A 21,434-nucleotide genomic window follows, 5' to 3' on the forward strand; every position below is an offset into this window, starting at 1 on the left:
TACAAAATGTAGGTATTTCCCCATACTTTCCGCATTTGTCCTACATACAGTGTATTGTTACGTTTTTAAAGAGAAAAGGAAGGTGAATAAAATGTATGGTCGTCCAATTGGAGGATTTGGTCACGGAGGTTTTCATGGTGGTTTTGGACATTCACCATTTTTGGGTGGAGGTTTCTTTCCAGGGTTTGTAGCAGGAGCATTACTCAGTCCTGGATTTGGTTATGGCGGATATGGTTATCCGTATTACTCGGATTCTTCCTATTATATAGGTTACCAACAAGATCCATATTATTCTTACAATACCTATTAAGATGAGAAAATGGAAAAGGAGAGGGGAAATATGAATTATATAGAAAATAACGGATTGTATTATCGTAATCATCATCATGGAGGGCACCATCATAACGGCGGACATCACCACCATGGTGGGCACAATCACCATGATCATCATCACCATCACGGAGGTGGATGGGGCTGGGGTGGCGGCTCATGGGGCGGTGGATTTTTCCCTGGAAGTTTTGCTGGAGGTGTGTTAGGTGGGCTTACAGCTGGCGCATTAACGGGTGCAGCAGGTGGAGGCTACTATCCAGCGCCGTACCCAGTAACTTATCCAGCGCCATATCCAGTGCTATATCCAACACCATATCCGTATTAAATAAAAAAAGAGGCTATCCTCTTTTTTTATTTAATAAAGTATTTATTTATAAAATACTTCCAAAATTAAGGGGAAAATATGTTAATATTTTGTTATTGTAATTCAAAAACATATATAATAATTAAAATTTATATATGTTTTTGAATAGAGTTAGCTAATTATAGCGATAAGAAACTACTATTTATAATTGAAACGGTATTATATTGCTTTTTATTACAAATAATATTATGTTATTTTAATCGACATATTTCAAAATGTGATTTATGTAAAGGACGATTATTAGGAAATGAAATATCTCTATTTCTATAAAAAGAAACAAGTTATGTTTTAGTCAGATAGGAAGCAAGGAGAGATGGGCATGCTAGAACAAAGAGGTCATGCATTATATGAATCTTCATTGCGAGATTTAAAGTTAGCATTAGATGAGTCTTCAATTGTTGCGATTACAGACCGAAAGGGTCTTATTACATATGTAAATGATAAGTTTTGTGAAATATCCAAATATACACGAGAAGAGTTAATAGGGAAAGATCATCGTATTTTAAATTCAGGATATCATCCGAAAACATTTTTTCAAATGCTATGGAAGCGTATTTTGAGCGGAAAAGTATGGAGAGGTGAGATTCGAAATCAAGCAAAAGATGGTACAAATTATTGGGTTAAAACAACAATTGTTCCATTTTTAAATGAAAAAGGAGAGCCATATCAATTTATTGCAATCCGAAATGATATTAGTAGTAGGAAAGAAGCAGAACAGAGGTTGCGGTTAAGCGAAAGTCGTTATAGGGAGCTTGCGTATCATGATGCTTTAACGAGTTTACCGAACCGTTTACAATTAATAACGACTGTTAACGAATTGATTGCAGATAAAAAAGAGTTTGGTATGATTTATTTTGATTTGGATCGTTTTAAATTAGTAAATGATACGCTAGGTCATATGATAGGAGATTTACTTTTAAGCGAAGTTGCTTCACGGTTGCATTATGTGCTAGGAGAGAAAGATGTTCTGGCTAGGCTGGGTGGCGACGAATTTGTGTTGTTAACAAAAAATCATACACAAGATGAGATGGGGCAGCTAGCGACATCTGTGTTGTCATGCTTTCAGGCACCATTTATGCTTGAAGGTCATGAAGTATACATTTCAGCTAGTCTAGGACTGTGCTCATATCCGCAAGATGGACAAGATGTAGAAACGCTATTGAAAAATTCGGATCTAGCTATGTACAGTGCGAAAGAACAAGGTAGAAATGCCGCGTGTTTCTTTACAGATGAGTTACGTGCGAAAATAAATCGTAGAATGAAAATTGAATTTGCTTTGCAAAAGGCAATTCGTGATGAAGAGTTAGAGGTGGCGTTGCAGCCTATTATTGATTTGAAAACGAAGAAATATACTGGTATCGAGGCTTTAGTACGTTGTACAACAGAAGAAGGGCCTATTTCCCCAAGGGAGTTTATCCCTATAGCTGAAGAATCTGGACTTATTATAAAATTAGGAGATTGGGTATTAGAAAAGTCATGTCGCTTATTTAAAACATTGCCAAATTATCAAGAAGGATTAAAGTTATCTGTGAATTTATCTATACAACAATTAATGCAGAAACGTTTTATTTTGTCTATACGTAGCATTTTAAAGAGAACTGGCTTTCCTCCGAATCGTTTAATTTTAGAAATAACGGAAAGTACTGCTGTTCGTCATTTTGATTATATTATTGCTACATTACAAGAATTAAGAAATATGGGTATTTTAATTGCTTTAGATGACTTCGGAACGGGATATTCTTCCTTATATTATTTAAAACAACTACCATTGGATATAGTGAAAATTGATCGTAATTTTATTCGTGAATTTCACTATGATCATGCACAGCCAGAGCGAACGATTGTAAAGTCTGTTATTGAAATTGCTCATAGTTTAAATTTAGCAGTAGTTGCTGAAGGGGTAGAAACAGTAGAGCAAGAAAGCTTATTAAAATCGATGGGCTGTGATTATGTACAAGGATTTTATTATGCAAAACCTTTATCTGTAGCAGAGTTAAAGGAAAAGTTAATTATAGACTTCTAATAAAAAAGAGAAGCCAGAAGCTTCTCTTTTTTAATTCATTTTTTGTGAGTCTTTCATTAGTACTGGATAAAGAATAAGACCTAATACGAACAATCCAATTCCTAAGAAGAACGTTTTTAAATCAGCAGTTCCCGTTTTGATAACCCAAATAGAGTATACAAATGCTAATGTCGTAATGATCCCGTCCTTTATTCGAGAGCCAGGCATTATATCATACGTTTCTCCTGTAATAACCAATTTGAATTGGTACAAAGTCGAAACAAGGTATGGAATTAAATAAGCTAATGTTGCTACAACGATAGCGAAATTATAAGCTTCTGATACAGTACCAGAAATCGTTGAGAATAAGAAAATTTGCGTCATCACATTTGTAATAAATAATGATTTTGAAGGACTGCCTTTTTTATTTGTTTTCGCGAAAAACTTTGGGAAAAGTCCATTTTTTGCTGCCTGGTAAGGTACTTCAGAACTAACAACAATCCAGCCAACTGTAGATCCAAATAAAGATACAAGTGCAAGTAAAGCCATTATATATGCGCCTTTATTGCCAATTGCTAAATTTAATGCGTCTACTAACGGTTTTTGAGAGTCTTTTAAAGCATCTTGAGAGAGAGCTCCCATTGTAAGTAGAGTAATTGACATGTAAATAAGAAGAGCGATAATTAATCCGAAAATAGTCGCTTTTTTAACATCGCGCTGAGATTTTGCACGGTTAGAAAGCATGACAGCAGATTCAATACCGATAAATGCCCAAAGTGTTGCAATAGCAGCTGAATTAATTTGTCCACCTAACGAAATGGATTGTCCTGCTTCATTCATAAACGTTTGACCGTCTCCGAAATTAGAGGCATTGAAAATGAATAATGTAATTACAATAAACATTGTAAATCCGATAATTTTGGCAATGGTAGCAAGAAGATTCATATTGCCAGCTCGGTCAATATTTTGAGAAAGAATATATTGAATTCCCCATAGCATAAGGCTACATACGAGGAAAGTTAATCCTTTTCCGAGTTCTAGTGAAAATCCGTTCGTTGAAAAGAGAATTTGCTTACTCTGTAAAACTGGAAAGAATGTTGATAAATATCCAGCAAAGGAAATAATAACAGATGCTGTTGCAGCCCAGTTCGCAGCCCAATATCCCCATGCCATACTATATCCTGCAACTTTACCCGCTTTTTTTGAAGGGAACATCGCTTGAGCATAGCTTTGTGGCCCTGCTTTTAATTCTGGCTTTCGGATTGCTAAATTTCCAAATACGAGTGCAATCATAAATACGCCAAGTCCTGTAATACTCCATGCAAGTGTAGAACCCATTGGACCTGATACTTGTGCTAAATTTGCTGGGAGCATAAATACGCCACCGCCAACCATATTCCCGATAACAAAAGCTGTTAAAACCCATAATCCCCATTTTTTCGTTTCCATTTTTGTTAACTCCTTTGTAGTAAGATTTGCTTAAACATCATTTTTTACTAGCTTTTTGGCAACAAAAAAAGAGCCATGTAGATAAAAAATACCTACATGGCTCTTTGCCAAAGCGTAGGTACAACGGGAATAACCCTTGTACCTACGCGTAATTTTTTCCGCTAGGTTTCAAGGGTTACGTATGATGATGATGTTTTTGTGCAAATGTAACTACAATTGTTGTATAAGTAAGCATAGTTCTTTGCTCCCTTTCTCCTCTGATTTTGAAGTTAGTATACTACATGTTTTTTTGAATGAAAAGAAAAATATAAAAATTTTTATAAAAATACGTTTTAGAGATTAAATATTTACCTGTATTTTTCCTATACTGGAAAATAAGTGAGAGATTGGCAGAAGAGTGTAGCATGTTATAATACATATAGAATTAGAAGGTGACAAGGGGTTATTGTAGATGATGAGTAAGTATGAACAAATTTATACAGAAATCAGCAAGTCTATTGATAATAAACAATTAAAAGAGGGATGCAAAATCCCATCAGAAACAGAATTAATGAAGCAGTATGAAGCGAGCCGTGGTACTGTAAGAAAAGCTGTAGATTTATTACAAGAGCGAGGATATGTTCAAAAAATACACGGAAAAGGTGTTTTTGTTTTAAAGCGTAAAAACATTGAATTCAACTTTGGTGGCATTGTAAGTTTCCAAGAAGAAAATGAACGTTTAGGGCGCCATTGTATTACAGAAGTCGTGGAAATAGAGAAAATAAAAGCGACAAAAGAGATTGCAAAGCTATTAAATGTGAAAGAGAAAACAGAAATAGATCATATTAAACGCGTACGAAATATTGATGGAGAAAAAGTAATTTTGGATATTAATCATTTTGTATCGGAGTATATCCCTGGATTAACGAGTGAAATTGCAGCGGGGTCCATTTATAAATACATTGAGAAAGAACTAGGTCTTCCTATTAGTTACTCACAGAGGGTAATTGAGGTGCAGCCATGTACAGAGGACGATAGAAAGTATTTAGATTTAAATGGAACAGATTATGTTGTCGTTGTGAAAAACTTTACGCATTTTTATGATGGAAGTCAGTTCGAATATACAGAATCACGTCACCGCTTAGATATTTTTCATTTTTCGGATGTGGCGCGGAGAAAATAAGGAGATGGAACGAAATGTTTCATCTCTTTTTTTATAAAAAAATTACAAACTCGTATATACGAGTATTGACTAACTTATATATACGAGTTAATATGTAATTGTAAACGGTATCAAAAAAAGAAAAGAGGGACGAGAATATGGGGAAAGACTATCGTAAAACAGCAGAGGAAGTGTTGCAGTATATTGGTGGGAAAGACAATATTGAACAAGCTGCGCACTGTGTAACGAGACTCCGTATCGCTTTAAAAGATGAAAGTAAAATAGATAACGATAAATTACAGTCTGTTTCATTAGTAAAGGGAGCGTTTCATAACGCTGGGGTATTTCAAATTGTAATCGGTCCAGGAGATGTGGATCGAGTATATGCAGAATTGATAACGTTTGCAGGTATGAAGGAAGCGACAGTAGCTGACGTAAAAGATTCTGGAAATCAAAAGTTAAATCCAGCTCAAAAGTTTGTAAAGGTATTTTCAGATGTATTTATGCCGATATTACCAGCAATCGTAACAGCTGGTTTACTAATGGGAATTAACAATCTATTAGGGGCAAAGGACTTATTTTTTGAAGGTAAAAATTTATTAGATGTGTATCCAAACTTAAGTGGGCTTTGGGATTTAATTAATATGATGGCGAATACAGCATTTGTATTCTTACCAGCACTTGTCGGTTGGTCAGCAACGAAGCGTTTTGGTGGTAGTCCGATATTAGGGATTGTTATGGGTTTAATGCTTGTGCATCCAGCCTTGCTAAACGCGTGGGATTACGGAAAAGCAGCAACTGGTTTAGATGGACAAAAGATTGAGTACTTCGATATTTTAGGGTTATTTCAAATTGAAAAGGTAGGATACCAAGGTCAAATCTTGCCGGTTTTAGTAGCCGCATTTGTATTAAGTAAAGTGGAAATCTTCTTAAAGAAACATGTACCAAATGCAATTCAATTATTAGTTGTACCAATTACAACAATCGTTGTGACAGGTGTGTTAGCATTAGGAATTATCGGTCCGGTTACACGTCATATTGGAGATTTATTAACAGTAGGATTAGTAGGTGTATATGAAACAGTACCAGTAGTTGGAGCAGTATTATTTGGCGCATTGTATGCACCACTTGTAATTACAGGTATGCATCATATGTTTATTGCTATCGACTTACAATTAATTGCACAGCACGGTGGTACATTCATTTGGCCAATGATCGCCCTTTCTAATATTGCGCAAGGTAGTGCGGCACTTGCGATGTTCTGGATTTCTAAAAATCAAAATGATAAAAGCATGGCATCTACATCAGCAATCTCAGCATATTTCGGTATTACAGAACCAGCTATGTTTGGTGTGAACTTACGAAATAAATTCCCGTTCTATGCAGCGATTATAGGATCGGCTATTGCAGCTATATTTATTACGTTAAATGGTGTATTAGCACCTGCTATCGGAATTGGCGGATTACCAGCATTTATTTCTATCATTCCGAAATCGATTCCGATGTTTATTGTCGGAATGATTATCGCAGTTGTAATCCCATTTATGTTAACGTGGTTATTTGCAAAACGAGTAAAACAGAAGTAGGAGGAAGTTAAACATGAAGGATTGGCATAAAAGTGTAGTTTATCAAATTTATCCGAAGAGCTTTAATAGCTATTACAATAAAGAAACCGGTGATATAAAAGGGGTTACAGAGAAACTAGATTATTTAAAAGAACTCGGAGTAGATTATATTTGGTTAACACCGATATACCAATCACCACAAAATGATAATGGATATGATGTAAGTGATTACTACAGCATTGATCCATCTTACGGGACGATGGAAGAGTTTGAAGAGCTTTTAGAAGAAGCAAAGGCACGTAACATTGAAATTATGCTCGATATCGTTGTAAATCATAGTTCGACGGAGCATAAGTGGTTTAAGGAAGCGAAGGAAGATAAAAATAGTCCATATCGTAATTATTACATTTGGCGTGATGAAAAAAATAATTGGCAATCTAAGTTTGGCGGGTCTGCTTGGAAATATGATGAGAAGACAGAGCAATATTTTTTACATCTATTTGATGAGACACAAGCGGATTTAAATTGGGAAAATGAAAAACTTCGTGAAGAAGTATATGATATGATGCGTTTTTGGCTTGATAAAGGGGTAACTGGATTCCGATTAGATGTTATTAATTTAATTTCAAAAGATCAACAGTTCTTAAATGATGACGGAAGTACGGCAACAAGCGATGGCCGGAAATATTATACAGATGGCCCGCGCGTTCATGAATATTTACAAGAGATGAACCGAAATGTTTTTGAAGGGAAAGATGTAATTACGGTTGGAGAAATGTCATCTACGACAATTGATAATTGTATTAAATATTCAAACCCCGAGCGCAATGAATTAAGTATGACGTTTAGTTTTCATCATTTAAAAGTAGATTATCCGAATGGAGATAAGTGGACGAAAGCGAATTTTGATTTCATTAAATTAAAAGAGATTATGTCTAATTGGCAAATTGAAATGCAAAAGGGTGGAGGATGGAATGCGTTATTCTGGTGTAATCATGACCAGCCTCGTATCGTGTCACGCTTCGGTAATGATGAGAAGTATAGAAATGAGTCTGCAAAAATGTTAGCGACAGCTATGCATATGTTGCAGGGCACACCTTACATTTATCAAGGCGAAGAAATCGGTATGACGAATCCTAAATTCGAGTCTATCAAGCAATATCGCGATGTAGAATCGTTAAATATATATGATATAAAGCTAGAAGAAGGATTATCGAAAGAAGAGATTATCGAGATTTTAAAACAAAAATCTCGTGATAATTCTCGTACTCCGATGCAGTGGAATGAAGATGTGAATAGTGGGTTTACCACAAGTAAACCGTGGATTTCAGTGGCTGAAAACTTTAAAGAAATAAACGTAGAGAAGGCATTAGAAGATAAAGAGTCTGTATTTTATCATTATAAAAAGTTAATTGAACTAAGAAAAACATATGATGTTATTACAGAAGGAGAATATGCTATTTTAGATGAAAACCATGCTAAGATTTGGGCATATACACGTACTGTAAATGATGAGGTATTACTTGTTATCAATAATTTCTATGGAGAAGAAATAACGTATTCTGTACCAGCTCATGTTCAATTAGATGGAATGAAACAAGAAGTACTACTGTCGAATTATAAAGATTCCAGCAAGGATATTACAAAACTTAACTTAAGACCATACGAATCAATTGTATATCGATATACGAAATAAAAAGGTTGTATGCCCGTGTGGCATACAGCCTTTTATTTTAAGACACCACTGTACAAAATATTTACGTCTACTTCTGGTTTAAACTTTACTTTTGCATAATCTTTATTCCACTTTTTTTTCTTCCATAAGTCAGGATGATAAGCGATAAGATGTCTACCAATTCCGAAAGCATCACAGTTTGCTTTTTGTAACTTTTTCGTTATCTTTTTAGCTTCTTTCGTAAGCTGTTTAGACAGTTCTTTATTTAGTTTTGTTCTTTCATCCATTTTGTAAAGATTATCTCTCGGAGCTTCAAGTGCTATAACTTTTAATTGAAGCTTAATGTGAGCATAAACATTTCCTTTTTTATCTGTTGTTATTTTTAAGTCTCGTTTTAACTTTCGATTGCTAATTTCCATTGTTAAATAATCAGATGTCTTTTCTGATTCATCGCTAGTAAGTTTTTGGGTTATACGGGCACTTGTTCCCATTTTTCCGGTTAATAATACGAATAAAACAGATTGTTTCAAAGGTAAATGGCCAGTTAATTTATCATTGTTAAATAAAGCTAACCCGTTTGTAACTACTTCTTTTCCTTTTATTTTTATAGAGGGGAGGGTAAAGTCTTTACCGGGATCTAACATTTTTGTAGCAGCTGTTTCTAAAGTTTCTTTTGGAAATACACTCATATCTTCTAAGCTTTTCACTTTTTTCTTTAGAAAATCTCCAATTAGTAAATTTCCAACTTTCTTTTTTTCTAGTATCTCGGATGTTTCACCATCTACTGCAATAAGTTTTACTAAAGCAGTTGGGTTTGTTGGGTCCCGAAAACTGACATCTAAATAGGGTAGTATACCTTTTTTTAGAATTTTGGTTCCTAGTAATTGAACACCATATTTAAAATAGCGAATATTCCCAGTCACATTTTTTTTTAGGGCATCACTTGTATCCCTTATGTTATGCCCAGTTGCTGAATGTATTTCATTTTCGAATGAAGATTGCTCTCCGCTTGAACTTTTTACGAGTTCAATCGCTTGCTGGAGTTTATTTTCTTCAGTGATATCGTATCCAAGACTATAAGCTAACCTTGCCTCCCTTAATGGTTCTTGATCCCAACAGCCAGAAAGGAGGGAACTAGTACATAATATAAAAAGTAATTTAACTCTTTTTTTGAACATACTGTTCTCCTTTCTTCTTTCTTATTACTGAATAAAGTAGAAATAAAAGAGGGAGGACAACGATGAAAATATAGGTGAACTTATCAGTGAAAGTTGCAATTACTTTTAATTCTTCAGGTGTATCTATAAATAAGGCTATACTAAAAGCAATAATACCAACGATGGGAACAGCTTTTTTATGATTAGCAAGATTGAAGATATGTCCAATTCCGATTGAAGCAACGCAATAATAACTCGCAATAGAAGCCACAACTGTTATCATCCATATTGGAATGAATAGTAAATCAGTCCGGTCTATAATCCCGATATGCAAGGAGCGTAATAAGTAAGCAACTGGCTCTGGAATAAGTTCAATTTGTTTTGGACTAAATACGATAAAGCAAATCCAAACAGTAAACGTATAAAAAAGAGTTACAAATCCATTAGCGATAGAAATGGCCTTTAGTTTTGCCAGAGAATTCCCATTTACTTTTGGGAAAGCGATAAGAATAATTTCAAAACCATACATGGCTGTAATTGTTTCTTTCGATGCTTGAATAATATTCCACCATCCAGCCTCTGTAATGGGGAAAATATAAGAAAAATCAGCTCGGGAAAGCCCTAGGGCAATTAAAAGCGCCATAGGTAAAATGAGAATAGAGGCCATGACATAAAATCGTACGATGACTTTAAACGTATTATAAGCTACATAACAACAAGCTATTGTAAATAGTATGAGGATGGCATACCAAGGTGTTGCTTGTAATATCCATACTTTAATGACATTGCAAACATTTAACATAACCGTCATACCGATAAGGGTAAAATAAAGAACATATGAAAATCCTAATAGTTTTCCGAATTTATTACCAAACATTATAGAGGAAATTTCATACATAGTTGCATCAGGAAATCTTCTTAACAAAAACCACATAAGTAAAATAATAATTTGAATTGCGAGACCAGCGATGAGAGCAGAAATCAAACCGCCACCTTTTGCTATCGGGTGAAGACGGTTCGGTAGAGAAAGTATACCAACTCCGATTTGGCATTGAATAACGAAAAAGGTAAATTGGACAAGGGAAATTTTATTTTGCGTGTTTGTCACCGTTCTCATCCTCCCTCGTTACATGTTGGCGCTGCATTTTTTTCGGTTTTGAATCATGTGGTCGTTCCCAAAATGACCAAATTGGTAGTCTTACAAAAGAATCCTTCATATCTTTAATCCGCATCGGTGCAACAGGAGAAAGATATGGGGTATGAAATGAATGTAACTGGCATAAATGAACGAAAGTTATAATTAGGCCAAATGATATTCCTACATATCCAAATATGGCAGCAAGGAGCATTAATGGAAATCGAAGAATCCGAACTGCTGAACTCATATCATTTGATGGAACGAGAAAAGATGAGATTGCAGTTAAAGCTACAACGATAATCATTGTGTAAGAAACAAGTCCAGCTTTTACAATTGCATCACCAATTACTAAACCACCTACAATACCGATTGTTTGTCCAACTCGGCTCGGCAAGCGAATACCAGCTTCCCGTAATAACTCAAAAATTAGCTCCATTAAGAGAGCTTCGAAAATAGGAGGAAGTGGTACTTTCTCTAATGAGGCTTTAATTGTATACACAAGTTCGAGCGGCAATACATCAGGATGAAAGGCTACGGTTGCGATATATATAGCTGGTAAGAGAAAAGCAATCAAGAAACTCACTAAGCGAATCATTCGGACGAAAGAACCGACAATCCAGCGGTTATTATAATCATCTGGTGATTGATAGAAAGCAAATAACGTAACAGGAACGATAAGAGCTGTTGGATCACCGTCAGAAAAAATAGCAACTCGTCCTTCCATTAAATTTGCAGCGGTCCTATCTGGACGCTCTGTATTTAATTGCTGTGGAAATGGCGAGAAAGACGTATCTTCTATAAATTCTTGTATGTAACCTGGTGGCATGAGTGCATCCGTTTTAATCGTTTCTAACCTTCTTTTTACTTCTGCAACTAAATCGTCATTCGCTATGTTTTGCATATAAGCAATTGCCACTTTCGTGTGCATTTCTTCACCAAGTGTGAAATATTTAACGACGACATTTGGACTTTTTATGAGTTTGCGAATAGAAGCTAAATTGGTTGCTAAATCTTCTACGAAACCAGTATGGGGTCCACGTACAATGCCTTCATTATCAGGTTCTGTTATATCTCTCTTTAAAGATAAAGCCGTTTCGAAAATACAAAAGCTATCGACATGGTCATGAAAATATAATGATTTACCTTGTAATAGCAGCTGTACGCCATAATTTAAATTCGTTTCTTTTTTCATATTTAATGTGGCAAAAGCTTTATCTAAAGGTAAATCTGACCGTGTCAATAAAGGCTCAAGAGCTAGCTGATGAATTAAATTTGGGTCTGCTAAAGATTCGATATATAAGATTGTTCCTTTTCCGTTTTGAAAAGGGAGATCTAATTTTTTTATATCGTCTGAATGACAGAGCTTATTTTCGATATAATTAATGTTTTCCGGAAGTGATGGAAACATATGCTTTTGGTTTTTACTCTCTTGTTGTTCTTTTTGCTCTGTCATAATTTCCACCTCTTTTAGAATAAAGTTACTTCTGTTAATTTTTGCTTTTTGTGAGAAATTTATGCTTGGATTATTTTAAAAAAAGTAGCTTGAAAGTTACGTTACGTCATCTTTTATACTAAGAGAAATAGGATATAGGGGATGATATAGATGACTTTAAGATATATGTGGGGATGGAAAGAAATTTTATATTTATTAGTTTTCGTATTTTTAATTGTCCCAGTAACAGTTGAATCTCTTTTTTATAACTATGCTTTAAAAATAATAGGGAACTCATTATATGCTGGAGTATTAATGGGATTTATAATGGCAGTGATATTTACTACTGTAGTTTATCTTTTTTGTATAAAAAGATATCAACTATCTTGGAAAGATATTGGAATCCGAAAGCTTTCATGGAAAGATTTTTTATGGACAGTTATAGCATTGATTACCTTAATTGTAGTTAGTGTTGCTGTATTAATGATAATGGAGAAAATGGGTATTTCTTTTGAAAATAGTAAAACGGAGACGGTCCAAAATGATAAATCAATCTATTCGTTCTGTATCGCGGTAATTGGAGCAGCAGTTATATCACCAATTTATGAAGAGATTTTATATCGAGGTGTTTTTTATACATTTTTTCGTGATAGATATGGTATATGGGGTGGAGTGCTTATAAGTTCTATAATATTTACCGTTGTTCATATTCCAACATATAACACATTACCAGTGAATTTTTTAAGTGGAGTAGTATTTGCGTGGTTATATGAGAAAACAAATTCTATTTTATCAGCTATGATTGCCCACGCACTATTTAATTTCATAGCAGTACTTTTAACATTTTTGTCGAATTAAGAAGATATATAGGAGGGATACATATGGAAATAGCTGTAGAACGTGTTTTTACGAAAGAGATTTTAAAAAGGGCAGCGAGTTTGTTTCATGTAACATTGGAAGACAAGCCGCTCGGAGATTTTGAGAATTATATTTTTAAGGCCAAGGGCGATTGTGGTGAAGATTACGTATTGCGTTTAACCCATTCTTCTCATCGTTCAAAAAAAGAAGTCGAAGCTGAATTAGATTTTTTACGATATGTTGCGGAGCATGGGGCAAAGGTAGCAGGGCCTCTTTATTCAAAGTCTCAAAATCTTGTAGAAGAGATCAGAGCAGAGGATGAAACTTTCTTTTTCGCTTCTTTATTTACATATGCAAAAGGTGAGCAAGTAAAAGGAGAAGAATCGCCTTATTGGGGCGATATTTATTTTGAAGCATGGGGAAAAGCGATTGGCCAACTGCATCGACTAACAATGAACTACCCTAAAACAGATTATCGTGATACGTGGGAAGAAGACGAAAGTGGGATTGTTAATGAATTAGAAGATGATCAAGTGAAAAAGATTGCAGCGGTATTAATGGATGAAATAAAAGCTCTTCCAATTGAAAGAGAAACATTCGGCCTTATGCACGGTGATATTCATCCCGGCAATTTTCATTATGATGGTAAAGAGCTAACAATCTTTGATTTTGATGATGCGGCTTATAATTACTTTATACATGATTTAGCGATGGTTCTCTATTACTCAGTTCTATTTACACCGTGGACAACGGAAGAGAAGACACATTTTGCTCGTAAACAGCTACAAGTGTTACGGAAAGGCTATGAGTATGAGCACAGACTGGCGGATAGTTGGTATGAATCATTACCACTATTTTTACGTTTGCGTGACATAGGTCTATACGGCACACTCCAAAAGAAGTTCAAGGGAAAAGATATGCCAGATAACTTTCGAAAATTATCGGAAGAGCTATATGAAAGAATTATAAAAAAAGAAGCGATTGTGAATATATAATACATTTTGTTAAAAACAAAGTATACAAAATAAATGTATACTTTGTTTTTTTATACAAAAATATGTTTGTTTTATTAAAATAATATTGTCATAGATTCGGTATACACTTATAATTTTTATATATTCTGAATATTCTTGATAAAAAGGAGGGGGAATATTGGAAGCTTTCGTAAATTGGTTAAATAATATTGTTTGGAGTCCAGCACTTGTTTATTTATGTTTAGGGGTAGGTTTATATTTTTCTATTCGAACGAGGTTTTTACAAGTAAGGCATGTAGGAGAAATGGTGAAGCTGACATTTAAAGGAGAAAAATCAGAGGCTGGTGTTTCTTCATTCCAAGCGTTAGCACTTTCGTTATCAGGGCGCGTTGGGACAGGGAATATCGCTGGGGTAGCCACAGCGGTTGCCTTCGGTGGACCAGGGGCTGTATTTTGGATGTGGGCAGTAGCCTTTTTAGGAGCAGGATCAGCTTATGTAGAATCAACACTCGCGCAAATATATAAGACGAAACACCAAGGGCAGTTTCGCGGTGGACCTGCTTATTACATTGAAAAAGGTTTAGGGGTTAAATGGTATGCTTTAGTATTCGTTGCAGCGACAATTCTTGCAACGGGGCTTTTACTACCGGGTGTGCAAGCAAATAGTATTGCTGTAAGTTTAGAAACGGCTTTTGGAATTAACACTACATTATCAGGGGCTTTATTAGTTGTTGTATTAGCTCTTATCATTTTCGGTGGAGTAAAGCGAATTGTTAACGTAGCGCAAGTTGTCGTACCGTTTATGGCTGTTGGGTATATTTTAGTAGCTTGTGTTATTGTCGCTATGAATATTGAAAAACTGCCAGAAGCATTTATGTTAATTATAAGAAGTGCGTTTGCATTAGAAGCAGCATTTGGTGGTATTATCGGTTTAGCAATTTCTTGGGGAGTAAAACGTGGTATTTATTCTAATGAAGCAGGGCAAGGAACTGGGCCACATGCAGCGGCAGCAGCTGAAGTATCACATCCAGCTAAGCAAGGCTTAGTGCAAGCATTTTCCGTTTACATTGATACATTATTTGTTTGTTCAGCAACAGCATTTATGATGATTATTACAGGCATGTATAACGTATTTGATGCAAGCGGAAAAAACTTTATCGTAAATAAATTAAATGGTACACAGCCAGGACCGGGATATACACAAGCAGCAGTAGAATCCGTTTTCCCTGGATTTGGAAACGGTTTCGTTGCAATCTCGTTACTATTCTTTGCATTTACAACAATTATGGCGTATTACTACATTGCAGAAACGAATATCGCGTACTTAAATCGTGAGAAAGACCGCCCTTGGTTGTCTATGGTACTAAAATTTGTCTTTTTAGGTGCTGTATTCTACGGCTGTATAAAAACAGCAGCAACGGCATGGGCTTTAGGTGATATCGGTGTAGGAATTATGGCATGGGTAAATATCATTGCGATTTTACTATTACAAAAACCTGCATTAGTCGCATTAAAGGATTATGAAAAGCAGAAAAAAGAAGGAAAAGATCCAGTATTCGATCCAGGACCATTAGGTATTAAAAATGCCGATTTCTGGGAGCATGAATACGGGAAAGATAAGAAAGAAGAAGTATCTTAATGGAATAGAAATGAAAAAGCAAAGGGAAAATGCCTTTGCTTTTTTTTATGGACAAAATGAAGCAGGAAGTTATTTTTTTGCCTATTTTTGAATATAAAAAGAATGTACATGCTTTGTTAGGGGAAGGGGTGAGTATGTTGATAGAGTTTCGTAACGTAAATAAATATTATGGCAACTTTCAAGTGCTAAAAGATATTAATGTGCAAGTGAAAAAAGGTGAAGTGGTAGTAGTTGTTGGGCCTTCGGGATCAGGAAAAAGTACGTTGCTTCGGTGTATAAATCAGCTAGAGACAATTACAGATGGAGAGTTAATTGTACAAAATACGGAGGTACACAATGCAAAAACAGATATGAATGAATTACGCCGAAATATCGGAATGGTCTTTCAACATTTTTATTTATATCCACATAAAACGGTTCTTCAAAATATTACACTAGCACCTATTAAAGTAAATAAAATTTCAAAAGAGGAAGCAGAGAAAACAGCGATGTTTTATTTAGAGAAAGTAGGAATTCCAGAGAAGGCTAACGTATATCCACATCAATTATCCGGAGGACAACAGCAAAGGGTAGCAATTGCTAGAGGACTCGCAATGCAGCCGGAAATTATGTTGTTCGATGAGCCTACGTCTGCTCTTGATCCAGAGATGATCGGGGAAGTACTTGATGTTATGAAAACGCTAGCTAAAGAAGGGATGACGATGGTCGTTGTCACGCATGAAATGGGATTTGCGCGAGAAGTAGCCGATCGGATTTTATTTATGGATGATGGCAAAATCATTGAGGATACAACACCGGCGCAATTTTTTGCAAGTCCCGAACAAGAAAGAGCGCGTCTATTTTTAAGTCGAGTGTTAAATCATTAAAGGAGGAATTTTATGCTTAAAATGAAAAAGTTGTTTACCTTAATTGTATTTTCATGTTTATTCGTACTTGTCGTTGCTGGGTGCGGAAGTAAAAAAGATGAGGCGAAAGAAACGAATACGAAGCAAGGCGGGGCTGTTGAGCAAATTAAGAAGCGCGGGAAATTAGTAGTTGGGGTGAAGAATGATACGAACTTGTTTGGATTGAAAAACCCTTCAACAGGGCAGGTAGAAGGATTTGATGTTGATGTTGCAAAAGCACTTGCGAAAAAAATTCTTGGAGATGAAAAGAAACTAGAATTAAAAGAAGTAACGTCTAAAACGCGTATTCCACTACTGAAAAACGGTGACATTGATGCAATTATCGCAACAATGACAATTACGGAAGAACGCAAAAAAGAGGTAGATTTTTCAGATGTATATTTTAAAGCAGGGCAATCGTTACTCGTGAAAAAAGGGAGTGACATTAAAAGTATTGATGATGTGAAAAAGGGCGTGAAAGTGTTAGCGGTAAAAGGTTCAACATCTACAAATAACATTCGCCAAAAATCACCGGAAGCGACTGTATTAGAATTTGAAAATTACAGTGAGGCATTTACGGCGTTAAAAGCAGGAAAAGGTGATGTGTTAACGACAGATAATGCAATTCTTTACGGCATGGCAAAACAAGATTCGAATTATGAAGTTGTCGGGAAAATTTTCACGGATGAGCCGTACGGAATTGCAGTGCAAAAAGGTGCAGATGATTTAACGAAAGAGATTAATAGCTTGATAAAAGATATGAAGGCAAATGGGGAATACGATAAACTGTATGAAAAATGGATTGGACAAAAACCAGAAAAGTAGATAGTAAAAGTGAGAGGATGAGAGTACTCATCCTCTTCTTGTAAAGAAAGAGGGGAGAATATGTGCCTGATTTTTCTATATTAACGAATAACATTGATATGTATTTAGAAGGCTTTAAATATACAGTGATGTCTAGTGTAATCGCATTAATAGGCAGTTTTATTTTAGGTGTAGTATTGGCGATAATGCGTATTGCACCCATTCGTATTTTAAATTGGTTGGGTACTGCTTTTGTAGAGTTCGTAAGAAATATTCCACTCGTATTAATTGCATTTATATTCTATTTCGCTTTACCTGTAGTAGGAATTACTTTAAATGGTTTTGTAGCAGGAACAGTTACGCTTACCGTATATACTGCAGCGTTTATTGCGGAAGTCATTCGCGCTGGTATTTTATCAGTCGCGAAAGGCCAAATGGAGGCAGCACGTTCTTCAGGATTGACTTATACGCAAGCGATGTACCATGTCGTTTTACCCCAAGCGATGAAAATTGTAATCCCTCCTCTAGGAAACCAATTTCTCAACTTAGTAAAAAACTCTTCCATACTCGGAATTATTGCTGGTGCTGATTTAATGTATCAAGGAGATTTAATTTCAACGAAGACGTTTGTTACGTTCGATGTTTATATATTTGTCGGGATGTTTTATTTAATATTAACAATTCCGCTCAGTATGCTAGTGCGTTATTTAGAAAAACGCTTAGCAAAGGAGGCGGTGTAAATGGATTTTAAGGGAGCCATAACGGGTGATCATATTCTCTTTTTATTAAAAGGATTACTCATCACATTAGAGGTAGCGCTCGTAGCAATTATACTTAGTTTTATTATTGGTAGCGTAATAGGAATATTGCGCTACATGAAAATACCTGTTGTCTCACAAATATTGGGGATTATCGTTGAAGTCATTCGAAACTTACCACTACTTTTAATTATATTTTTCACATATTTTGCACTTCCAGAAGTAGGCTTGAAATTAGAAATTATAACAGCTGTAATTGTCGCTTTAACAATATTTGAAGCAGCAATGATATCTGAAATTGTTCGAAGTGGCCTATTATCTATTGAGAAAGGACAGATTGAGGCTGCAAGATCTTCAGGGTTAACGTATGTGCAAGCGCTTTGGCACATTATTTTACCGCAAGCATTAAGAAGGATGGTTCCGCCGCTTGTTAGTCAGTTTATTTCATTGCTAAAAGATACATCATTAGCAGTCGCTATATCACTACCGGAGCTTATGCATAATGCTCAAATTATTAGCGGACAAAATGTAAATTATATGATTCCAACGTTTATAGTAGTAGCTTGTATGTACTTTATTGTAAACTATAGTTTATCAATTTTATCCAGAAGGTTAGAACTTCATTAACTCTTACAATATATGTAAGGGTTTTTTCCTTGTTTCTCCTTATTTTCCTCTAATTAGAATCTGAACTTCACGATAATTCAATTTTTTATATTATTTTATCAGAAAAGTTTTAATTTTATATAGAAAATGTAATCGCTTTCGTGTATATTTTTATTATCAGAAAATTTTAACAAGATATAGGGGTATTGGTAGGGGGAGGATTTAGATGCAGCAACCAACGAATGAGAAATTACATCGTACGATGAAGAGTAGACATTTATTTATGATCGCACTAGGTGGTGTAATCGGGACGGGCTTTTTCTTGGGTTCTGGTTACACTATTAATCAGGCTGGACCAGGGGGAGCCATCCTTTCATATTTAGTGGGCGGATTTATTATGTATTTAACAATGCTATGCCTTGGAGAGTTAACGGTAGCAATGCCAGTTTCAGGATCTTTCCAAAAGTATGCGACGAAGTTTATTGGACCAGGAACGGGCTTTATGATTGGCTGGCTATATTGGCTTGGCTGGGCAGTAACAGTAGGACTAGAATTAACGTCAATTGGTTTAATGATGAAGAGATGGTTTCCGAATGTTGATGTTTGGGTATGGTGTCTCGTCTTCGGCGTTATTTTATATGCTTCAAACGCAATTTCAGCGAAAAGTTATGCTGAATTAGAATTTTGGTTCTCTAGTATTAAAGTAATTACAATTCTTGCATTTGTTGTTCTTGGTGGTAGTGCATTATTAGGGTTTATATCATATGACGGAAAAGAAGCAGCACCTCTTTTCTCTAACTTTGTAAGCGAAGGCGGGTTATTCCCGAATGGACTAGCTGCCGTATTACTTACAATGATTACAGTTAACTTCTCGTTCCAAGGAACAGAGTTAATCGGGATTGCAGCGGGAGAAAGTGAAAATCCAGAAAAGACAATTCCGCGTGCCATCCGTAATACAGTATGGCGCATTATGTTATTCTTCATTTTAACAATGACGATTTTAGTAGGATTAATTTCTTGGAAAGAAGCAGGGGTAATTGAAAGTCCATTTGTAGTGGTATTTGATAAAATTGGTATTCCATACGCAGCTGATATTATGAACTTCGTTATTATTACAGCGTTACTATCTGTAGCGAATTCAGGATTATATGCGGCAACTCGTATACTCTGGTCACTTGCAAATGAAGGAATGGCACCAACATCTTTCCAGAAAGTAAATAAGCGTGGGATTCCAATTACCGCATTAGTTGTAACGATTGCTGTAGCTGGCCTTTCTTTATTCACAAGTTTCCTTGCAGAAGATACAGTATACATGTACTTATTATCTATAGCTGGTTTATCAGCTGTTTCAAGTTGGATCATTATTGCTTTATCGCAACTACGCTTTAGAAGTCAATATATAAAAGGCGGAGGAAAGTTAGAGGACTTAAAATATAGAACACCGCTATATCCAATTGTTCCTATTTTAGCTTTAATTACAAATAGTATCGTTGTTATTAGTTTAGCGTTTATTCCAGAACAAAGAATGGCGTTATATTGTGGTATTCCATTTATCATTTTCTGCTACATATATTATTATATAAATAAGAAACGGCAGAAACCGATGAAAGTGGAGATGGAAAAAGCAAATGAAACTAACAATCAAACACGATGATATTGAGGCAGATTTATCGTATGGTCCATTAGCGATTGGAAAAGAAAATGGGTATTCACCGTTACAATTACTCGTTTCTTCTATCGCAGGATGCAGTGCAATTGTCTTTCGAACAATTTTAGAAAAGAAACGTATTACATACGATACGTTTACAATTGAAACGGAAATTGGTAGAAGTGAAGCATTATCAAAACCAGTTGAAAGTGTTCATTTGCATTATAAAATTAAAGCGCAAAACATTACAGAAGAGCAGTTGGACAAGGCGCTGCAGCTTGCAGTGAAAAATTGCACAATTGTTCAGTCTGTAAAGGATAGTATAAAAGTTACGGAAACGATTGAATTAATAAAGTGAAACTGTAATCAGTGGGAGTGTTTATCCCCACTGATTACTAGTTGAACCAATCGGGCTTTTACGGGCAGTTGATCTCCTATTTCACTTCTTTGCTTTACAGCAGAGTTTTGAGATAGGGATCTTACTGCCCGTTAATGCGGGATAAAGTAAAACATAAAAACGTGAGAATACGGCTCTCACGTTTTTATGTTTTAGAGAGAGGAGAAAGTGTAATGGATTGTTTAGGTTGTAAATTAGCAAACGAAGAGGAAAAAATATATAAAATATATGAAGATGACTATGTAACATGCTTTTTAGATCATGCACCTTTCTATCCAGGACATACTTTAATTGTGCCAAAACAACATGTTGTAGAAGTAGATGAATTAGATGATATTGTAGCAAAATCCATTATGGATGCTTCTAAGCTTATTACAAAAGCGATTAAATTATTATATAAACCTGACGGAATTACAGTTTGTCAAAATGGTGGAATCTTTAACGAGTTAACACATTACCATATGCATGTCGTACCAAGATATAAAGAGCGCTCATTTGCTGAGTTTTATATGGTACAACCTGGAGAGAAGCAGAATCATAACTTTGAAGAGGCAAAGAATTTGTTAAAAGAAGAGATAGAGAGAATACTGTACATCAAAAAGGCGTAAGAAAA

Annotated in this window: 20 protein-coding genes; 16 read left to right on the plus strand and 4 right to left on the minus strand. The window is 35.3% G+C overall.

Annotation, left to right across the window (positions count from 1 at the left end; all coding sequences use genetic code 11):
* Positions 1-91 precede the first annotated feature (91 nt).
* The 3 genes from ACVWY7_RS19405 to ACVWY7_RS19415 all read left to right on the plus strand — a co-directional run bounded on the left by ACVWY7_RS19405 (position 92) and on the right by ACVWY7_RS19415 (position 2,717).
* Positions 92-310: a hypothetical protein gene (locus tag ACVWY7_RS19405; protein ID WP_456523932.1), complete on the plus strand. Its 219-nt coding sequence runs from the start codon at positions 92-94 to the stop codon at positions 308-310.
* A 30-nt stretch (positions 311-340) separates the two neighbouring features.
* On the plus strand, positions 341-655 hold the full coding sequence (locus ACVWY7_RS19410) for a hypothetical protein (RefSeq protein ID WP_001106392.1): 315 nt from the start codon (positions 341-343) through the stop codon (positions 653-655).
* 358 nt (positions 656-1,013) lie between these two features.
* Positions 1,014-2,717, plus strand: a complete 1,704-nt coding sequence (locus ACVWY7_RS19415) for a putative bifunctional diguanylate cyclase/phosphodiesterase (RefSeq protein WP_456523933.1) — start codon at positions 1,014-1,016, stop codon at positions 2,715-2,717.
* Between the two features lie 30 nt (positions 2,718-2,747).
* Here the strand turns inward: ACVWY7_RS19415 and ACVWY7_RS19420 are convergent, their stop codons facing one another.
* A complete protein-coding gene (locus ACVWY7_RS19420) occupies positions 2,748-4,145 on the minus strand; it encodes an amino acid permease (RefSeq protein WP_000448465.1) in 1,398 nt (465 codons plus the stop codon).
* Between the two features lie 451 nt (positions 4,146-4,596).
* On the opposite strand from ACVWY7_RS19420, the gene treR reads away from it, so the two are divergent.
* The 3 genes from treR (at position 4,597) to treC (ending at position 8,547) form a co-directional block, all read left to right on the plus strand.
* A complete protein-coding gene (gene treR / locus ACVWY7_RS19425; protein ID WP_212114866.1) occupies positions 4,597-5,307 on the plus strand; it encodes a trehalose operon repressor in 711 nt (236 codons plus the stop codon).
* A 137-nt stretch (positions 5,308-5,444) separates the two neighbouring features.
* Entirely contained in the window at positions 5,445-6,872 is a 1,428-nt protein-coding gene (gene treP, locus ACVWY7_RS19430; RefSeq protein WP_105989811.1) for a PTS system trehalose-specific EIIBC component, read from the plus strand.
* 13 nt (positions 6,873-6,885) lie between these two features.
* A complete protein-coding gene (treC, locus tag ACVWY7_RS19435; protein WP_000656112.1) occupies positions 6,886-8,547 on the plus strand; it encodes an alpha,alpha-phosphotrehalase in 1,662 nt (553 codons plus the stop codon).
* Positions 8,548-8,579: 32 nt separating this feature from the next.
* Here treC and gerKC read toward each other — a convergent pair whose 3' ends face one another.
* Genes gerKC through gerKA form a run of 3 tightly spaced genes read right to left on the minus strand, consistent with a single transcriptional unit; the run spans position 8,580 to position 12,274 of the window.
* Positions 8,580-9,704, minus strand: coding sequence for a spore germination protein GerKC (gerKC, locus tag ACVWY7_RS19440; protein WP_073525661.1), 1,125 nt, complete (start codon positions 9,702-9,704; stop codon positions 8,580-8,582).
* Positions 9,685-10,791 carry a GerAB/ArcD/ProY family transporter gene (locus ACVWY7_RS19445; protein ID WP_073525660.1) on the minus strand — a complete coding sequence of 369 codons (1,107 nt, stop codon included), beginning with the start codon at positions 10,789-10,791 and terminating at the stop codon, positions 9,685-9,687. Before ACVWY7_RS19445 ends, gerKC begins: the two co-directional genes overlap by 20 nt.
* The gene (gene gerKA / locus ACVWY7_RS19450; protein ID WP_073525658.1) at positions 10,772-12,274 is read right to left on the minus strand and encodes a spore germination protein GerKA; all 1,503 of its coding nucleotides are present in this window, start codon (positions 12,272-12,274) and stop codon (positions 10,772-10,774) included. The genes ACVWY7_RS19445 and gerKA overlap by 20 nt, the downstream gene beginning before the upstream one ends.
* A 150-nt stretch (positions 12,275-12,424) precedes the next feature.
* Here gerKA and ACVWY7_RS19455 point away from each other — a divergent pair, with 150 nt between their 5' ends.
* From ACVWY7_RS19455 to ACVWY7_RS19500, 10 genes are all read left to right on the plus strand, one after another.
* Entirely contained in the window at positions 12,425-13,111 is a 687-nt protein-coding gene (locus ACVWY7_RS19455) for a CPBP family intramembrane glutamic endopeptidase (protein ID WP_212114874.1), read from the plus strand.
* Positions 13,112-13,134: 23 nt separating this feature from the next.
* Complete coding sequence (locus ACVWY7_RS19460; protein WP_000401653.1) at positions 13,135-14,106, plus strand: phosphotransferase enzyme family protein; 972 nt, start codon at positions 13,135-13,137, stop codon at positions 14,104-14,106.
* 157 nt (positions 14,107-14,263) lie between these two features.
* Positions 14,264-15,724 carry an alanine/glycine:cation symporter family protein gene (locus ACVWY7_RS19465; protein ID WP_073525657.1) on the plus strand — a complete coding sequence of 487 codons (1,461 nt, stop codon included), beginning with the start codon at positions 14,264-14,266 and terminating at the stop codon, positions 15,722-15,724.
* A 137-nt stretch (positions 15,725-15,861) separates the two neighbouring features.
* Complete coding sequence (locus ACVWY7_RS19470; protein WP_000569229.1) at positions 15,862-16,590, plus strand: amino acid ABC transporter ATP-binding protein; 729 nt, start codon at positions 15,862-15,864, stop codon at positions 16,588-16,590.
* Between the two features lie 12 nt (positions 16,591-16,602).
* Entirely contained in the window at positions 16,603-17,433 is an 831-nt protein-coding gene (gene glnH, locus ACVWY7_RS19475) for a glutamine ABC transporter substrate-binding protein GlnH (protein WP_000916480.1), read from the plus strand.
* Between the two features lie 62 nt (positions 17,434-17,495).
* Entirely contained in the window at positions 17,496-18,152 is a 657-nt protein-coding gene (locus ACVWY7_RS19480; RefSeq protein WP_001112689.1) for an amino acid ABC transporter permease, read from the plus strand.
* Positions 18,153-18,797: an amino acid ABC transporter permease gene (locus ACVWY7_RS19485; protein WP_000345964.1), complete on the plus strand. Its 645-nt coding sequence runs from the start codon at positions 18,153-18,155 to the stop codon at positions 18,795-18,797. It begins immediately after the preceding gene.
* Between the two features lie 205 nt (positions 18,798-19,002).
* Positions 19,003-20,430, plus strand: a complete 1,428-nt coding sequence (locus tag ACVWY7_RS19490; RefSeq protein ID WP_001187102.1) for an amino acid permease — start codon at positions 19,003-19,005, stop codon at positions 20,428-20,430.
* Entirely contained in the window at positions 20,405-20,782 is a 378-nt protein-coding gene (locus tag ACVWY7_RS19495) for an OsmC family protein (protein ID WP_000778827.1), read from the plus strand. Before ACVWY7_RS19490 ends, ACVWY7_RS19495 begins: the two co-directional genes overlap by 26 nt.
* 134 nt (positions 20,783-20,916) lie before the next feature.
* A complete protein-coding gene (locus ACVWY7_RS19500; protein WP_144508085.1) occupies positions 20,917-21,429 on the plus strand; it encodes an HIT family protein in 513 nt (170 codons plus the stop codon).
* Positions 21,430-21,434 lie beyond the last annotated feature (5 nt).

It is taken from the genome of Bacillus sp. TE9106W, assembly GCF_054062215.1.